We start from the raw sequence: 15034 nt of genomic DNA, 5'->3' as shown, positions 1-15034 counted from the left end.
ACATGGCTGAGGTGATCGAGGGGCACGGCGGAGATCTGGCGCTGGCGGCCCTGCGGGCGTACGGGGTGACCGAGATGTTCACCCTTTCCGGCGGACACGTGTTCCCGCTCTACGACGCGGCGCACAAGACCGGATTTCCGATCTACGACGTACGCCACGAGCAGTCCGCGGTCTTCGCGGCCGAAGCCGTGGCCAAGCTCCAGCGGCGCCCCGGACTGGCCGTGCTCACCGCCGGTCCCGGCGTGACGAACGGCATCTCCGGCCTGACCAGCGCGTTCTTCAACGCCTCGCCGGTGCTCGTGCTGGGCGGCCGGGCGCCGGCGTTCCGCTGGGGCTCGGGCAGTCTCCAGGAGTTCGACCACGTGCCCCTGGTCAAAACCATCACCAAGTACGCCGGCACGGTCGGCGACACCGACGCCATCGCGGGCGAGATCGGGGCCGCGCTGACCTCGGCGCTCACCGCGCACCGGGGCCCGGCCTTCCTCGACCTGCCCCTGGAGGTCGTCTTCTCGTCCGGCGAGGCGGCCGCGCCGGGCACACCGGCCATCCCGGTGATCGAGCCCGACCCCGACGACGTCGCGAAGGCGGCCGGCCTGCTGGCCGCGGCGGCCCGACCGGTGATCATCGCGGGGTCGGACGTGTGGGGCGGCGACGCGATCGAGGCGTTGCGGGCCGCGGCCGAGGCGCTCCAGGTGCCGGTCTTCACCAACGGCATGGGCCGGGGCGCGCTTCCGCCGTCACACCCGCTCGCCTTCGCCAAGGCCCGCCGGCCCGCCCTCAACGAGGCCGACGTGGTCTGCGTGATCGGCACGCCGCTCGACTTCCGGCTCGGCTTCGGCGAGTTCGGCGAGGCCCAGGTCGTGCACATCGTGGACGCCCCCTCGCAGCGGGCCACCCACGTGACACCGGCCGCCTCGCCCGCCGGCGACCTGAAGGTGATCCTCACGGCGCTGGCCGACTTCCGGGGCGACCGGGCCGGCCACGCGGAGTGGATCTCGGGGCTGCGCTCGGCCGAGGACGCCGGCAAGGCCCGCGACGCCGAGGCGATGGCGGCCGACAGCGACCCGATCAAGCCGGCGCGGGTCTACGGCGAGCTGCGCCGGATTTTGGCGCCGGACGCGGTGACCATCGGCGACGGGGGTGACTTCGTGTCGTACGCCGGAAGATATCTGGAGCCCTCGCAGCCCGGCACCTGGCTCGACCCGGGCCCGTACGGCTGCCTCGGCACCGGAATGGGTTATGCGATGGGCGCCCGGGTCACCTATCCGGAGCGGCAGATCTGCGTGCTCTTCGGCGACGGCGCGGCCGGTTTCTCGCTCATGGACGTGGAGTCGCTGGTCCGGCAGAAGCTGCCGGTGGTCATGGTGGTCGGCAACAACGGCATCTGGGGCCTGGAGAAACACCCCATGCAGGCGATGTACGGCTATGACGTGGCCGCCGACCTTCAACCCGGCCTGCGCTACGACGAGGTGGTCCGTGCCCTCGGCGGCGCCGGCGAGACGGTGGAGAAGGCGTCCGGCATCGGCCCGGCGCTCGAACGTGCCTTCGCCGCGGGGGTGCCCTATCTGGTCAACGTGCTGACCGACCCGGCCGACGCCTATCCCCGGTCGTCGAACCTGGCCTAGTCTTCCTCGCCCTTGTTCAGCTCCTTCTCCCACTGGGCGAGCATCTCGCTGTCCCGGCGGGATTTCTCGGTGTCGACCGACCGCAGGAAATCCGGGTCGTCGTCGGGGGAGGTGGGCCTCGACGCGTGACGGCGCACGGGGCCGCCCTCCGTCGGCGGCGGCAGGGGCCGGCCCCAGGCGAAGTACGCGAGCGGACCCAGCAGCGGGATCAGCAGGATCACCAGGACCCACACGAGGCGGGGCGCGTTACGCACCCGATCGGCCGACAAACAGCTGATCAGCGCCAGCACGAAGAGCACCAGCTGCACGGCAGCCAGGAGGATGAACAACCGGACCATGAGGCAATGATGACGCGCGACGGCGCTTCCGGCGACGATCAGAGCATGACAACCGGACCGGATCGGTCGGTCTTCACCGTCAGAGCGCGATGACCAGGCCGCCGAGCAGGGCGAAAGTCATGGCGAGGAGAGCGAAGGCCGGGACGGTACGGCGAGCCGGCTTCGGCGGGTACGCGGTGAGGCCCCGTGCCCGCCGGTAGGCGATGGCCACCATCACCGCCCAGCCGACGAAGATGAGCGCGGCCGCCACCCATCGGCCGGCGTGGCCGGGGTGGGTGATGGCCGGGCGCAGCGAGAGCAGGGCGACGGCCGCCGCCGACAGTGCGGTGCGGCGCCAGGCCAGGCGGGTCCGCTCGGCGGCCGCGCCGTGATCGGCGGTCATTCCCTGGCCGCGTTTATCAGCACTGTGACGATGAGGAGCAGGGCGCCGACCGCGACGATCATCGCCAGCACCGCGGGGAACTTCGAGCCGGGCAGCTCCTCGCCCAGCCGCATGGCCCGCTCGGTGCGGGACCAGTGGTCGACCGCGCGCAGCGCCACCACGCCGCCGAGCAGCAGCAGGGCGATGGCCAGGCCCTCGCGCAGGAACGTGATCGGCAGTGGGGGCAGGAACTGGGCGCAGGCCAGCCCGCCGGCGATCAGCGCCAGGCCCGTGCGGATCCAGGCCAGGAAGGTGCGCTCGTTGGCCAGCGAGAACCGGTAGTCGGGCGTACGGCCGACGGTCGGCGTCTTCTCCGGATCGAACCACTCCCGTAACACCTGTTGATTATCGACCGCTCAGGTCAAGAAGGCGGGCCCACAGGATGCGGACTTCGTCACTGACGCAGGCCTCGCGCGGCCGGCCGCATCGACACCAGGGAGAGTCGGGTCCGGCACGTCCATGGGTGTCCGGCGCAAGGCCGTTGATGCGTGGGGGAGTATGTGAGTCGGACGGAAGCACACCGTCGACCAGTGGAGCGATTTGGCCGGACATATCGCGACACCTCCCTTTGTCCTGATCGTAGTCGTCTTGCGGCCGGGGCGGGTGAGGTGAGTCACTACTAGGTGCACGTCACGTGCAACTTACTGACGGGTAACCTGGCGTACATATGGGCCGGCGGTCATAACAGGAGGGTCGTAAAAGCGCGATGAACATCGTCGTACTGGTGAAGCAGGTACCCGACTCCGGTGCCGAGCGCACCCTGAGCTCTTCGGACAACACGGTCGAGCGTGCCTCGGCGAGCAACGTCATCAACGAGATGGACGAGTACGCCATCGAGGAGGCGTTGAAGATCAAGGAGGCGCACGGTGGCGAGGTCACCGTGCTGACGATGGGTCCCTCCGGAGCGACCGAGTCGATCCGCAAGGCGCTGTCGATGGGCCCCGACAAGGCCGTGCACATCTCCGACGACGCGCTGCACGGCTCCTGCGCCGTGGCCACCTCCAAGGTTCTCGCCACCGCTCTCGGCCAGCTCGGCGCCGACCTCATCCTCTGCGGTGCCGAGTCGACCGACGGCCGCGTGCAGGTGCTGCCCCACATGATCGCCGAGCGTCTCGGCATCGCGGCGCTGACCGGCGCCCGCAAGCTCACCGTGGACGGCTCGCAGCTGACCGCCGAGCGGCAGACCGACGAGGGCTACGAGGTCGTCACCGCGGCCACCCCGGCCGTCGTCTCCGTCTGGGACACGATCAACGAGCCGCGGTACCCGTCCTTCAAGGGCATCATGGCCGCCAAGAAGAAGCCGGTGCAGGCCCTGGCCCTGTCCGACCTGGGCGTCGACGCGGGCGAGGTCGGCTTCGCGGGCGCCACGTCGCAGGTGGTCGAGTTCTCGAAGCGGCCGCCGCGCTCGGCCGGCACGAAGATCACTGATGAGGGCGACGGCGGCACGCAGCTGGTGTCGTACCTCGCCACCGAGAAGTTCGTCTGAGAGGGGCCGGTCATGGCTGAGGTTCTTGTCGTCGTGGAAGGCTCCGTCAAGAAGGTCACGCTGGAGCTGCTGACCATCGCCCGCACGCTGGGCACACCCTCCGCTGTCGTGTTCGGTGACATCGACACGGCCAAGCTCGCCGAGTACGGGGCGGAGAAGATCTACCAGGCCGAGGCGTCCGACTACCTGGTCGCGCCCAAGGCGACCGTCGTGGCCTCGCTCGTGCGGGAGAAGCAGCCGGCCGCCGTGCTGCTCGCCTCGACGCAGGAGGGCAAGGAGATCGCCGGTCGCCTGGCCGTCAAGCTCGACAACGGCCTGCTGACCGACGCGGTCGAGGTGGCCGCCGACGGCACCGCCACCCAGGTCGCCTTCGCCGGCTCCACCATCGTGAAGTCGAAGGTCACCAAGGGCCTGCCGATCGTGACGATCCGCCCGAACTCGGTCACCCCGTCGCCGTCGGCGGCCACGCCGGCCGTCGAGAGCGTGACGGCCGAGCTGTCCGAGGCCGACAAGCTGACCAAGGTCGTCGAGCGGGTCGCCGAGACCAAGGGCTCGCGCCCCGAGCTGACCGAGGCCGGCGTGGTCGTCTCCGGTGGCCGTGGTGTCGGCAACGCCGACAACTTCAAGCTGGTCGAGGAGCTGGCCGACCTGCTCGGCGGCGCCGTGGGCGCGTCCCGCGCGGCCGTCGACTCCGGCTTCTACCCCCACCAGTTCCAGGTCGGCCAGACCGGCAAGACGGTTTCCCCGCAGCTGTACGTCGCGTTGGGCATCTCCGGCGCGATCCAGCACCGGGCCGGCATGCAGACCTCGAAGACGATCGTCGCGGTCAACAAGGACCCCGAGGCCCCGATCTTCGAGCTCGCCGACTACGGCGTGGTGGGCGACCTGTTCAAGGTCGTGCCCCAGGCCGCCGACGAGATCCGCAAGCGCAAGTAAGCGGCTTGTTCCGAAGATCACGGCCCGGCGCGTGCGCCGGGCCGTTCTTCGTCAGGCATAAGCTTCATCGTGATGGCCTACTTGGATCACGCGGCGACCACGCCGATGCTCGCCGAGGCGCTGGAGGCGTACGTCGCCGCCGCCCGCGAGGTCGGCAATCCGTCGTCCCTGCACGCGGCCGGCCGGCATGCCCGGCGGCTGGTCGAGGAGTCCCGCGAGCGCATCGCGGCGTCCCTCGGCGCCCGCCCGTCCGAGGTGGTCTTCACCAGCGGCGGCACCGAAAGCGACAACCTGGCGACCAAGGGCATCTTCTGGGCCCGCCGGTCGTCCTCGCTCAACCACAACCGCGTCGTGGCGTCAGCCGTCGAGCACCACGCCGTCATGGACGCGGTGGAGTGGCTCGGCACCCACGAGGGCGCCCAGGTCAGCTGGCTGCCGGTCGACTCCGGCGGCCGCGTCGACCCGTCGGCCCTGTCCGCGGTCGTCGACCAGTACGCGGACGAGATCGCCGTGATCAGCGTCCAGTGGGCGAACAACGAGGTGGGCACGGTCCAGCCGGTGCACGAGCTGGCGGCGGTGGCCGCGGCCGCGGGCATCCCGTTCCACACCGACGCGGTGCAGGCGGTCGGCCAGGTGCCGGTCGACTTCACGGCCAGCGGCGCGGCGGCCATGACGGTCACCGGTCACAAGGTGGGCGGCCCGGTCGGGGTGGGCGCGCTGCTGCTCGGCCGCGACGTGGCCTGCACGCCGCTGCTGCACGGCGGCGGCCAGGAGCGCGACGTCCGCTCGGGCACGCTCGACACGCCTGGGGTGGTGGCCTTCGCCACGGCCGTCGAGGCGACGGTCAAGAGCCAGGAGGAGTACGCGGCCAGGGTCGGCGCCCTCCGCGACGACCTGGTGGCCCGGGTCAAGGCCGCGGTCCCCGACGTCATCTGCAACGGGGTGACCGGTGACCGGCTGCCGGGCAACGCGCACTTCAGCTTCCCCGGCTGCGAGGGCGACGCGCTGTTGCTGCTGCTCGACGCGGCGGGCATCTACTGCTCGACCGGCTCGGCCTGCTCGGCCGGCGTGGCCCAGCCCAGTCACGTGCTGATCGCCATGGGAGCCGACGACGACCGGGCCCGGTCGTCGCTGCGCTTCACCCTGGGCCACACCTCGACCGTGGCCGACATCGACGCGCTCGTGGCGGCGCTGCCGGGCGCGGTCGAGCGGGCCCGGCGGGCCACGGCCTGGAAGACCCCGCGCTGACACCCCGGATAGTCTTGTCGGCATGCGAGTACTAGCGGCCATGTCGGGCGGAGTCGATTCCGCCGTTGCCGCCGCGCGCGCCCACGACGCCGGTCACGACGTCACCGGGGTGCACCTGGCGCTGGCGCGTAACCCACAGACCTACCGGACTGGCGCGCGAGGCTGCTGCACGCTGGAAGACTCCCGCGACGCCCGCCGGGCGGCCGACGTGATCGGCATTCCGTTCTACGTGTGGGACATGGCCGACCAGTTCCACGAGAGCGTCGTCGACGACTTCGTGGCGGAGTACGCGGCCGGCCGCACGCCGAACCCGTGTCTGCGCTGCAACGAGAAGATCAAGTTCGAGGCGGTGCTCGACCGGGCGGTCGCACTCGGCTTCGACGCCGTCGTCACCGGCCACCACGCCCGCCTCGGCGCCGACGGCCTGCTGCGGCGCAGCGTCGACGACGCCAAGGACCAGTCGTACGTGCTGGCCGTGCTCACCGGCGACCAGCTCTCCCGGGCGGTCTTCCCGCTCGGCGACTCGACCAAGGCGCAGGTGCGCGACGAGGCCGCCGCGCGGGGCCTGGCCGTGGCCGACAAGCCCGACTCGCACGACATCTGCTTCATCGCCGACGGCGACACCAAGGGCTTCCTCCAGCGCAAGCTGGGCGAGGCGCCGGGCGACATCGTCGACGGCCGTACAGGTGAGAAGGTCGGCACCCACGACGGCGCGTACGCGTACACGGTGGGCCAGCGCAAGGGCCTCGACCTGCGGGTGCCGGCGGCCGACGGCCGCCCGCGCTACGTCCTGTCGATCACCCCGGTGACCAACACGGTGACGGTCGGCCCGCGCGAGGACCTCGAGGTCGACGTGGTGACGGCGACCCGCCCGATCTGGCACGGCGCCGGCACCCCGGTCGAGTGCGACGTGCAGCTGCGCGCCCACGGCGAGGTGGTCCCGGCCGTGGTGACGGTCGCCGACGGCACCTTGACCGCCCGCCTCCTGTCACCGGCCCGTGGCGTGGCCGCCGGCCAGGCGATCGTGGCCTACCGCCGCGACTCCGAGGGCGGCGACGTGGTCCTCGGCTCGGCCACCATCACCGCCGGCACGGCCTCCGAGGCCCTGCGGTCCCCGGTGGCGGCCGGTCGTGGCTGAATTCCCCTGGCCGGCGGGGGCGGCCACCGGGATCGGGTCGCTGCCGGGCACCGACATCGAAGAGGCGCAGCGCGTCGTCTTCGGGGAGCTGCCCGACCTCCCCCATCTGGCCGAGCTGCCGGCCCGCGGGCCCGGGGCCGACATGATCGGGCGGAGCGCGGGCTTTCTCGTCGAGTTGCCGGTGCAGCTCTACGCGGGACGGTGGCAGGTGGCGCCGCGGCCGGGGAAGGATCTCCGGCGTACGGCCGATCTGCTCGAACGCGACCTCGACCAGCTCACCGAGCAGGGTGAGGGGTTCACGGGGACGCTGAAGCTCCAGTCGGCCGGGCCGTGGACGCTGGCCGCGAGCATCGACCGGCCGATCGGCGGGCGGCTGCTGCGCGATCCGGGCGCCGTGCGTGATCTGACCGACTCGCTGGCCGAGGGGCTGCGCAAGCACGTCGACGAGGTGCGCAAGCGGCTGCCCCGGGCGAGCCTGCTGCTGCAGATCGACGAGCCGTCGCTGCCCGCTGTGCTGGCCGGGAAGGTGCCGACCGAGAGTGGACTCGGCGCCTACCGCGCGGTCGACGGGGCCGACGCGGCCACGGCGGTGCGGTCGGTCGTCGAGGCCGTCGGGGTTCCTGTGGTCGCGCACTGCTGTGCTCCCGGCGTACCCCTGCAGGTCTTCAAAGACGCGGGGAGCGCGGGCGTCGCGATCGACCTGGCCCTGCTGAAAGATCTCGACCCGCTGGGTGAGGCGATCGAGGCGGGGATCGGGCTCTTCGCGGGCGCTGTGCCCTCGACCGGCGCGGCTTCCGTGGGCGACCCGTCGGCGGCCGGCAAGCGGACGGCCGAACGGGTCTCGACGCTGTGGAAGCGGCTCGGGTTCCCGGCCGCTCGGTTGCCGCAGCAGGTCGTCATCACGCCGGCCTGTGGGCTGGCGGGGGCCACTGTGCCGTACGCACGGGAAGCTCTGACCGCCTGCCGTGAGGCCGCCCGGAGGCTGGCCGAAGTCTGATGTCGGCACGGCGTGCCGGGGTCACAAAAATGTCAGAGGTGGCGACTACCGTTCCCCCTAGAAGGTCGAGCTAGGGGGTCACGGTGTCCGAGCAGTCCAAACGGCAGGAGAGCGACGAGGCCGTCGTCGCCGGTCCGACCGCCGAGCTGGAGGCCGCCGCCGGCAAGGATCCGACGCCCGAGGCGAGCGCGCGCCACGCCGAGCTGAGCGACGAGCTCCGCGGTCATCAATACCGCTATTACGTGCTCGACGCGCCGACCATCTCCGACGCCGAGTTCGACAAGCTGCTGCGCGAGCTCGAGGCGATCGAGACCGAGTTCCCGGCGCTGCGCACCCCCGACTCGCCGACGCAGAACGTCGGCGGTACCTTCTCCACGCTGTTCACCCCGGTCGAGCACGCGGAGCGCATGCTCTCGCTCGACAACGTCTTCGACGACGGCGAGCTCAGCGGCTGGGTCGACCGTACGGTGCGCGACGCCGGCGGTCCGGTCGAGTTCATCTGTGAGCTCAAGGTCGACGGGCTGGCGATCAATCTGACGTACGAGAAGGGCCGTCTCGTCCGCGGTGCCACCCGGGGCGACGGGCGCACCGGTGAGGACGTGACGTCCAACGTGCGCACGATCCGCGAGATCCCCGAGCGGCTGGCCGACGACAACCCGCCCGACCTGCTCGAGGTGCGCGGCGAGATCTATTTCCCGGTGTCCGCGTTCGCCGACCTCAACGCGTCGCTGGTCGAGCAGGGCAAGGCGCCGTTCGCCAACCCGCGCAACGCGGCCGCCGGCAGCCTCCGGCAGAAAGATCCGCGCGTCACCGCGTCCCGCGGCCTGCGCATGGTCGTGCACGGCATCGGCGCGCGGGAGGGATTCACGCCGGCGTCGCAGTCACATGCGTACGAGGCCTTGAAGTCCTGGGGTCTTCCCACCAGCTCCCGGTGGAAACTGGTCGACGGGCTCGACGGCATCCGGGAGTTCATCGCCTATTACGGCGAGCACCGTCACGACGTCGAGCACGAGATCGACGGCGTGGTCATCAAGTGCGACTCGGTGGCCATCCAGGGCCGCCTGGGCTCCACGTCGCGGGCGCCGCGCTGGGCGATCGCCTACAAATACCCGCCCGAGGAGGTCACCACCAAGCTCCTCGACATCGCGGTGAACGTCGGCCGCACCGGCCGGGTCACCCCGTTCGCGGTGCTCGAGCCGGTCAAGGTGGCGGGCTCCACGGTCGCCCAGGCCACGCTGCACAACGCGCGCGAGGTCGAGCGCAAGGGCGTGCTGATCGGCGACACCATCGTGCTGCGCAAGGCCGGTGATGTGATCCCCGAGGTGCTCGGCCCCGTCGTCGATCTGCGCCCGGACGACGCGCACCCGTTCGTGATGCCGACCCACTGCCCCGCCTGCGGCACCAAGCTGGCGCCGGCGAAGGAAAGCGACATCGACATCCGGTGCCCCAACACGCGGTCCTGCCCGGCGCAGCTCCGCGAGCGGGTGTTCCACCTGGCCGGCCGGGGCGCCTTCGACATCGAGGTGCTCGGTTACAAGGCGGCGCAGGCCCTGCTCGACTCGGGCGTCATCACCGACGAGGGCGAGCTGTTCGCGCTGACCGAGGATCAGTTGCGGCAGTCGCCGTTCTTCGTCAACCAGGACGGCAGCCTGGGCACGAACGCGGTGAAGCTGCTGGAAAATCTCGAGGGCGCCAAGGATCGTCCACTGTGGCGCGTGCTGGTCGCCCTCTCGATCCGGCACGTCGGTCCCACGGCGGCCCAGGCCCTGGCCCGCCAGTTCGGCTCGATGGAGGCCATCGAGGCCATCGTCGCCGCCCCGCCCGGCAGCGCCGAAGAGGCCGCGGCGGTCGAGGCCTCGGGCGCCGAGACGGCGGACACCGGTAAGGCCAAGGCGGAGCCGGATGTGCTGTCCTCGGTGGAGGGTGTCGGGCCGACGATCGCCGAGAGTCTGCGCGAGTGGTTCACCGTCGACTGGCATCGCGAGATCGTCCGTAAGTGGCGTGAGGCCGGTGTCCGCATGGCCGACGAGCGGGTCGACGAGGGGCCCCGTCCGCTCGAGGGCATGACTCTCGTCGTGACCGGGACGCTCGCCACCTACTCCCGCGACCAGGCGACCGAGGCCGTCACGTCCCGGGGCGGCAAGGTGAGCGGCTCGGTCTCCAAGAAGACGGCCTTCGTCGTGGTCGGCGACAACCCCGGAAGCAAGTACGACAAGGCCCTCTCGCTCAAGGTTCCGGTCCTCGACGAGGAGGGTTTCGCCGTTCTCCTGGCCGACGGGCCCGACGCGGCCCGCGAGGTGGCCGAGATCGGGGGAGACGCGTCCTGACGTGTCACTCGAAGGGAGTAATTTGGGTTTAATGCGCGTTTGAGGGCTTATGCCGATTTGATAACGGCAAAGCGGTTTCGCGGCGAAAAGACCATGTGGATCTATCGTGAGAACGATCGGTTGATCGACGCCATGGTGGAGGTCGCATGGACGCCGCACGCCCCCGCAACTCCACGGCGAACCGCCGCCTGGCCGAGCCCGGCCATGGCGGGAGCGACAGCGTGGCCGACGAGCGGCTGCACGGGCCCAAACGGCGGCGGGCGCTGATCGTCACCGGGGCGCTGGCGCTGGTGGTCGACGGGCTGGTCTGGGTGACGGGGCGGGACGGCTTCGCCGACCTGCCGGCGGCCTACTGGCTCATGGGCGCGCTGGCCGTCGTGGTCGACGCCCGGCCCTATGTGGTGGCCAACCGGCGGGCCAGTTCGGTGATCCTGCCGTCGATCTGCTTCACCTTCGCCATCGCGCTGGCGTGGGGATTCGGGGCGGCGCTGGCGGTTCAGGTCGTCGCCGTCGCGGTGGCGGGCGTGCGGATGCGGCAACCGGTGCGGCGGACTCTGCACCTGGCCCTTCAGCACGCGGTCGCGTTGGCGGCCACCGGCGCGGTGGCCGCGGCCGTCTCGCTGCGGATCGGGCCCCGGTACGACTGGGACGACGCCCTGCTGACGGTGGCGGCGGCCAGCGCGTGGATCGTCGCCCGCTACGGGCTGGCGGCGGTCGTGGGCCGTGCCGTGGCTTCGCGGGCGGAACGACCCGGTTCGCGGGCGCGGTGGCGGCAGCGTGGGGTCGAGGTGCTGGCCACCGGGGCCCTGCTGCTGCTCGGGCCGGTGGTGCTGGCCACCGCACAGGTCGGGCTCGCCTTCGTGCCGCTGGTTCTGCTCGCGCTGCACGCCGTGCACCGGATGGTCCGTTCGGCGGGCGAGTTCGAGCGGGCCTCGCGGGTGGACGCGCTGACCGGACTGCCCAACCGGCGGGCGCTGCACGCCTCCGTTCTCTCGCAGGGACGGGGGAAACGGCTCGCGCTTCTGCTTCTCGACCTCGACCGGTTCCGTACGGTGAACGACGCCCTCGGGCACAGCGTGGGCGACCGTCTGCTCGTGGAGGTCGCGCGGCGGCTGGCGGCGGTGGTTCCCGCCCACGATCTGGTCGTGCGGCTCGGCGGGGACGAGTTCGCCGTGCTGGCCACCCGGGTCGACGGGGCGCCGGGGGCGCGCCGCATAGCGCACCACCTGGCCGAGGCCCTCAACCGGCCGTTCGCCTTCGACGGCATGCCGGTCGACGTGTCCGCCTCGATCGGGATCGCGGTGCAGCGGGAGCCGGGCGGTGACGGTTCGACGCTGTTGAGGCAGGCCGAGACCGCCATGTACGACGCCAAGCAGCGCGGGGACCAGGTCGCCGTCTACGGGCCGGACGCGGCCCACCACTCACCCGACCGCCTCGCCCTGCTGGCCGACCTGCGGCACGCGCTGCGCGAGGACGCGCCCGACGACGGGATCACGCTGTTCTACCAGCCGCAGATCGCCATCGCCACGGGCGAGGTGGTCGGGGTCGAGGCGTTGCTGCGCTGGCGTCATCCGGAGCGCGGCCTGGTCGGGCCGGAGGAGCTGATCCGGGTCGCCGAGCCCACCCCGGTGATGCGGTTGCTGACCGAGCGGGTGCTGCACGACGTGATAGCCCAGCTCGCCCAGTGGCGCGAGGCCGGGCAGCCGATGCGGGCGGCGGTCAACGTGAGCGCCCGCGATCTGCACGCCGGTGACATAGCGGACAGGGTCGAAGACCTCTTGCGGTCGTACGCCGTCCCGGCCGACCTTCTTCAACTGGAGATCACCGAGAGCGCGCTGATGGCCGACCCGCACCGGGTGCTGAACACGATCACCCGGCTCGACCGGATGGGCATCGCCATCTCCCTGGACGACTTCGGCACCGGATATTCGTCGCTCCAGCACCTGCGCCGCCTGCCCCTGGCCGAAGTGAAGATCGACCGCTCGTTCGTCCTGGGCATGGCCACCGACCGGGGCGACGCGGCCATCGTCCGCTCGGTGATCGACCTGGCCGAGGCGCTGGGCTTGCGCGCGGTGGCCGAGGGCGTCGAGGACGAGCGCACGTGGCGCCTGCTGGCCGAGGCCGGTTGCCACGCGGCCCAGGGTTGGTTCCACGCCCGCCCCATGCCGGCCCCCGACCTGGCTGTCTGGCTCTCCCGCTACCGCCCGGTCCGACTGCCCCGCCCGGCCCTCCCCAGCACGCAGTGACCGCCTGCCCCGCCGGGCGTGCCCTGCCCGGCGTGCCCTGCGCGCCCACTCGCTCGGCGTGCCCAGCGCCCCAGCCGCCCGGCGTGCCCAGCGCGCCCACCCGGCTGGCCTGCTGACCGTGCCCACCCGCCTGGTCTGGCCCAGCGTTCACCCTCCCGGCTTCCCCTTCGTGCCTATCTACCACGAGCCGACCAGGTCGGCGCGTGAGAAAACGAGCGCCTGTGGACAACGCCAGAACTGTGGACAACTCGCTGTGCGTCTGTCGCGGGGGTGCAGGATGGGCGCAACCACTCACGCACGTCGCCGTGGCGGGGTGAGCGTTCTGGGCGCGCCAGCGCCCTGCTCGCCCCGGCGCGGCCCTCGGCGGGAGCGGCGGTCCGTACGCACCACCCCGCTACGACATCAAGCATTTGATCTTTAACGGTCCCGCCAGCAGCTGACCCGGCCCGGCGAAATAGACTCCACCAGTCAGTGTCGCATTCGAGAAAGTAGGGGCAGGATGGCCGCCATCTCCCGCGAAGAGGTCGCGCATCTGGCGCGCCTGTCGCGGCTCGCCGTGACCGAGGAGGAACTGGATCGGTTCGCGGGGCAGCTCGACGTGATCCTCCAGTCCGTCGCCCGGATCGGTGACGTGGCGGCGGATGACATCCCGCCGACCTCGCACTCGGTGCCGCTGACGAATGTGTACCGCGACGACGTCCCGACGCCGTGCCTGACGCAGGAGGAGGCGCTCTCCGGGGCGCCCGACGCCTACGAGGGCCGTTTCCGGGTGCCGCGGATCCTGGACGAGGAGGACTGACCGCCGTGACCGATCTGACCAAGATGACGGCGGCTCAGCTCGCGTCGGCCATCGCTTCCAAAGAGGCTTCGGCCGTCGAGGTCGCGCAGGCCCACCTCGACCGGATCGACGCGGTCGACGAGCGTGTGCACGCCTTCCTGCACGTCGACCGCGAGGGCGCGCTGGCCGCGGCCGAGCGGGTCGACCGCGGCCAGGTCACCGGGCCGCTGGCCGGTGTGCCGATCGCCGTCAAGGACGTCATCGCCACCAAGGGCGTGCCGACCACCGCCGCCTCGAAGATCCTCGAGGGCTGGGTGCCGCCCTACGACGCGACGCTCGTCGAGCGGCTGCGCGCGGCCGGCACGGTGATGCTCGGCAAGACCAACATGGACGAGTTCGCGATGGGCTCGTCGACCGAATACTCCGCCTACGGGCCCACCAACAACCCGTGGGACCTCGGGCGCATCCCCGGCGGCTCGGGCGGCGGCAGCGCGGCGGCCCTCGCCGCGTACGAGGCCCCGCTCGCCATCGGCACCGACACCGGCGGCTCGATCCGCCAGCCGGGCGCGGTCACCGGCACGGTCGGGGCCAAGCCGACCTACGGCGGCACCTCGCGCTACGGCCTCATCGCCTTCTCCTCGTCGCTCGACACGCCCGGGCCCTGCGCCCGCACGGTCGAGGACGCGGCCCTGCTCCACTCGGTGATCGCCGGGCACGACCCGCGCGACTCCACCTCGATCCCGCAGCCGGTGCCCGACGTGGTCGCGGCCGCCCGGCGCGGTGGCTCGGGCGACCTGGCCGGCGTCAAGCTGGGCCTGGTCAAGGAGTTCGCCGGCGACGGCTCCGAGCCGGGTGTGCTGGCCGCGTTCCACGAGTCGCTCGAGGCCCTGGTCAAGCTGGGCGCCGAGGTCGTCGAGGTCTCCTGCCCGCACTTCCAGTACGCGTTGCCGGCCTACTACCTGATCGCCCCGAGCGAGGCCTCGTCGAACCTGGCCCGCTTCGACGGCGTCCGCTACGGCCTGCGCGTCGGCGACGACGGCAACCGCTCGCTCGAAGAGGTCATGTCGCTGACCCGCGAGGCCGGCTTCGGCCCCGAGGTGAAGCGCCGCATCATCCTGGGCACCTATGCGCTGTCGTCCGGCTACTACGACGCGTACTACGGCCAGGCCCAGAAGGTCCGCACGCTGATCACCCGCGACTTCGAGTCGGCCTTCGAAAAGGTCGACGTGCTGGTCTCACCGACCACGCCGTTCGTCGCGTTCCCGTTCGGCTCGCGCACCTCAGACCCCTACCAGATGTACCTGGCCGACCTGTTCACGATCCCGACCAACCTCTACGGCGGCCCGGCCATCTCTGTGCCGTGCGGCCTCTCCGAGGGCCTCCCGGTCGGCTTCCAGGTGATGGCCCCGACCATGGCCGACGACCGCATGTACCGGGTCGCGGCGGCCCTGGAGTCGGCGGTCGGCACCTTCACCCCGCCCGCGCTCTGATGAA

The 15034-nt window shown here is 71.6% G+C and carries 13 protein-coding genes; 10 read left to right on the top strand and 3 right to left on the bottom strand.

The features are described from left to right. Window positions 1-2 precede the first annotated feature (2 nt). The gene (locus ACQP2X_RS43735; RefSeq protein ID WP_498691994.1) at window positions 3-1625 is read left to right on the top strand and encodes an acetolactate synthase; all 1623 of its coding nucleotides are present in this window, start codon (window positions 3-5) and stop codon (window positions 1623-1625) included. On the opposite strand, the gene ACQP2X_RS43730 is transcribed toward ACQP2X_RS43735, so the two are convergent. The 3 genes from ACQP2X_RS43730 to ACQP2X_RS43720 form a co-directional block, all read right to left on the bottom strand. After that, a complete protein-coding gene (locus tag ACQP2X_RS43730; RefSeq protein WP_498691992.1) occupies window positions 1622-1963 on the bottom strand; it encodes a PLDc N-terminal domain-containing protein in 342 nt (113 codons plus the stop codon). The two genes, ACQP2X_RS43735 and ACQP2X_RS43730, sit on opposite strands and share 4 nt — an antisense overlap. Before the next feature lie 79 nt (window positions 1964-2042). Next, window positions 2043-2345: a DUF202 domain-containing protein gene (locus ACQP2X_RS43725; RefSeq protein ID WP_498691990.1), complete on the bottom strand. Its 303-nt coding sequence runs from the start codon at window positions 2343-2345 to the stop codon at window positions 2043-2045. Beyond that, window positions 2342-2722: a YidH family protein gene (locus ACQP2X_RS43720; protein WP_498691988.1), complete on the bottom strand. Its 381-nt coding sequence runs from the start codon at window positions 2720-2722 to the stop codon at window positions 2342-2344. Before ACQP2X_RS43720 ends, ACQP2X_RS43725 begins: the two co-directional genes overlap by 4 nt. Window positions 2723-3090: 368 nt before the next feature. Here ACQP2X_RS43720 and ACQP2X_RS43715 point away from each other — a divergent pair, with 368 nt between their 5' ends. From ACQP2X_RS43715 to gatA, 9 genes are all read left to right on the top strand, one after another. Next, on the top strand, window positions 3091-3870 hold the full coding sequence (locus tag ACQP2X_RS43715) for an electron transfer flavoprotein subunit beta/FixA family protein (protein ID WP_498691987.1): 780 nt from the start codon (window positions 3091-3093) through the stop codon (window positions 3868-3870). 12 nt (window positions 3871-3882) lie between these two features. After that, the gene (locus ACQP2X_RS43710) at window positions 3883-4806 is read left to right on the top strand and encodes an electron transfer flavoprotein subunit alpha/FixB family protein (RefSeq protein ID WP_498691986.1); all 924 of its coding nucleotides are present in this window, start codon (window positions 3883-3885) and stop codon (window positions 4804-4806) included. A 72-nt stretch (window positions 4807-4878) separates the two neighbouring features. After that, window positions 4879-6054: a cysteine desulfurase family protein gene (locus ACQP2X_RS43705; RefSeq protein ID WP_498691985.1), complete on the top strand. Its 1176-nt coding sequence runs from the start codon at window positions 4879-4881 to the stop codon at window positions 6052-6054. A gap of 22 nt (window positions 6055-6076) precedes the next feature. After that, a complete protein-coding gene (mnmA, locus tag ACQP2X_RS43700) occupies window positions 6077-7192 on the top strand; it encodes a tRNA 2-thiouridine(34) synthase MnmA (protein ID WP_498691984.1) in 1116 nt (371 codons plus the stop codon). Then, entirely contained in the window at window positions 7185-8189 is a 1005-nt protein-coding gene (locus ACQP2X_RS43695) for a methionine synthase (protein WP_498691981.1), read from the top strand. Before mnmA ends, ACQP2X_RS43695 begins: the two co-directional genes overlap by 8 nt. An 83-nt stretch (window positions 8190-8272) precedes the next feature. Next, window positions 8273-10516, top strand: coding sequence for an NAD-dependent DNA ligase LigA (ligA, locus tag ACQP2X_RS43690; protein WP_498691978.1), 2244 nt, complete (start codon window positions 8273-8275; stop codon window positions 10514-10516). Window positions 10517-10662: 146 nt separating this feature from the next. Then, a complete protein-coding gene (locus ACQP2X_RS43685) occupies window positions 10663-12762 on the top strand; it encodes a putative bifunctional diguanylate cyclase/phosphodiesterase (RefSeq protein WP_498691975.1) in 2100 nt (699 codons plus the stop codon). Window positions 12763-13261: 499 nt separating this feature from the next. After that, window positions 13262-13561 carry an Asp-tRNA(Asn)/Glu-tRNA(Gln) amidotransferase subunit GatC gene (gene gatC / locus ACQP2X_RS43680; RefSeq protein WP_498691973.1) on the top strand — a complete coding sequence of 100 codons (300 nt, stop codon included), beginning with the start codon at window positions 13262-13264 and terminating at the stop codon, window positions 13559-13561. A 5-nt stretch (window positions 13562-13566) separates the two neighbouring features. After that, window positions 13567-15030 (top strand): Asp-tRNA(Asn)/Glu-tRNA(Gln) amidotransferase subunit GatA, encoded by a 1464-nt coding sequence (gene gatA / locus ACQP2X_RS43675; protein WP_498691970.1) that lies wholly within the window; start codon window positions 13567-13569, stop codon window positions 15028-15030. Window positions 15031-15034: the final 4 nt, after the last annotated feature.

Source organism: Actinoplanes sp. CA-131856, from assembly GCF_050956135.1.
Lineage (GTDB): Bacteria > Actinomycetota > Actinomycetes > Mycobacteriales > Micromonosporaceae > Actinoplanes.
This window is presented reverse-complemented; position numbering and strand designations above follow the sequence as displayed.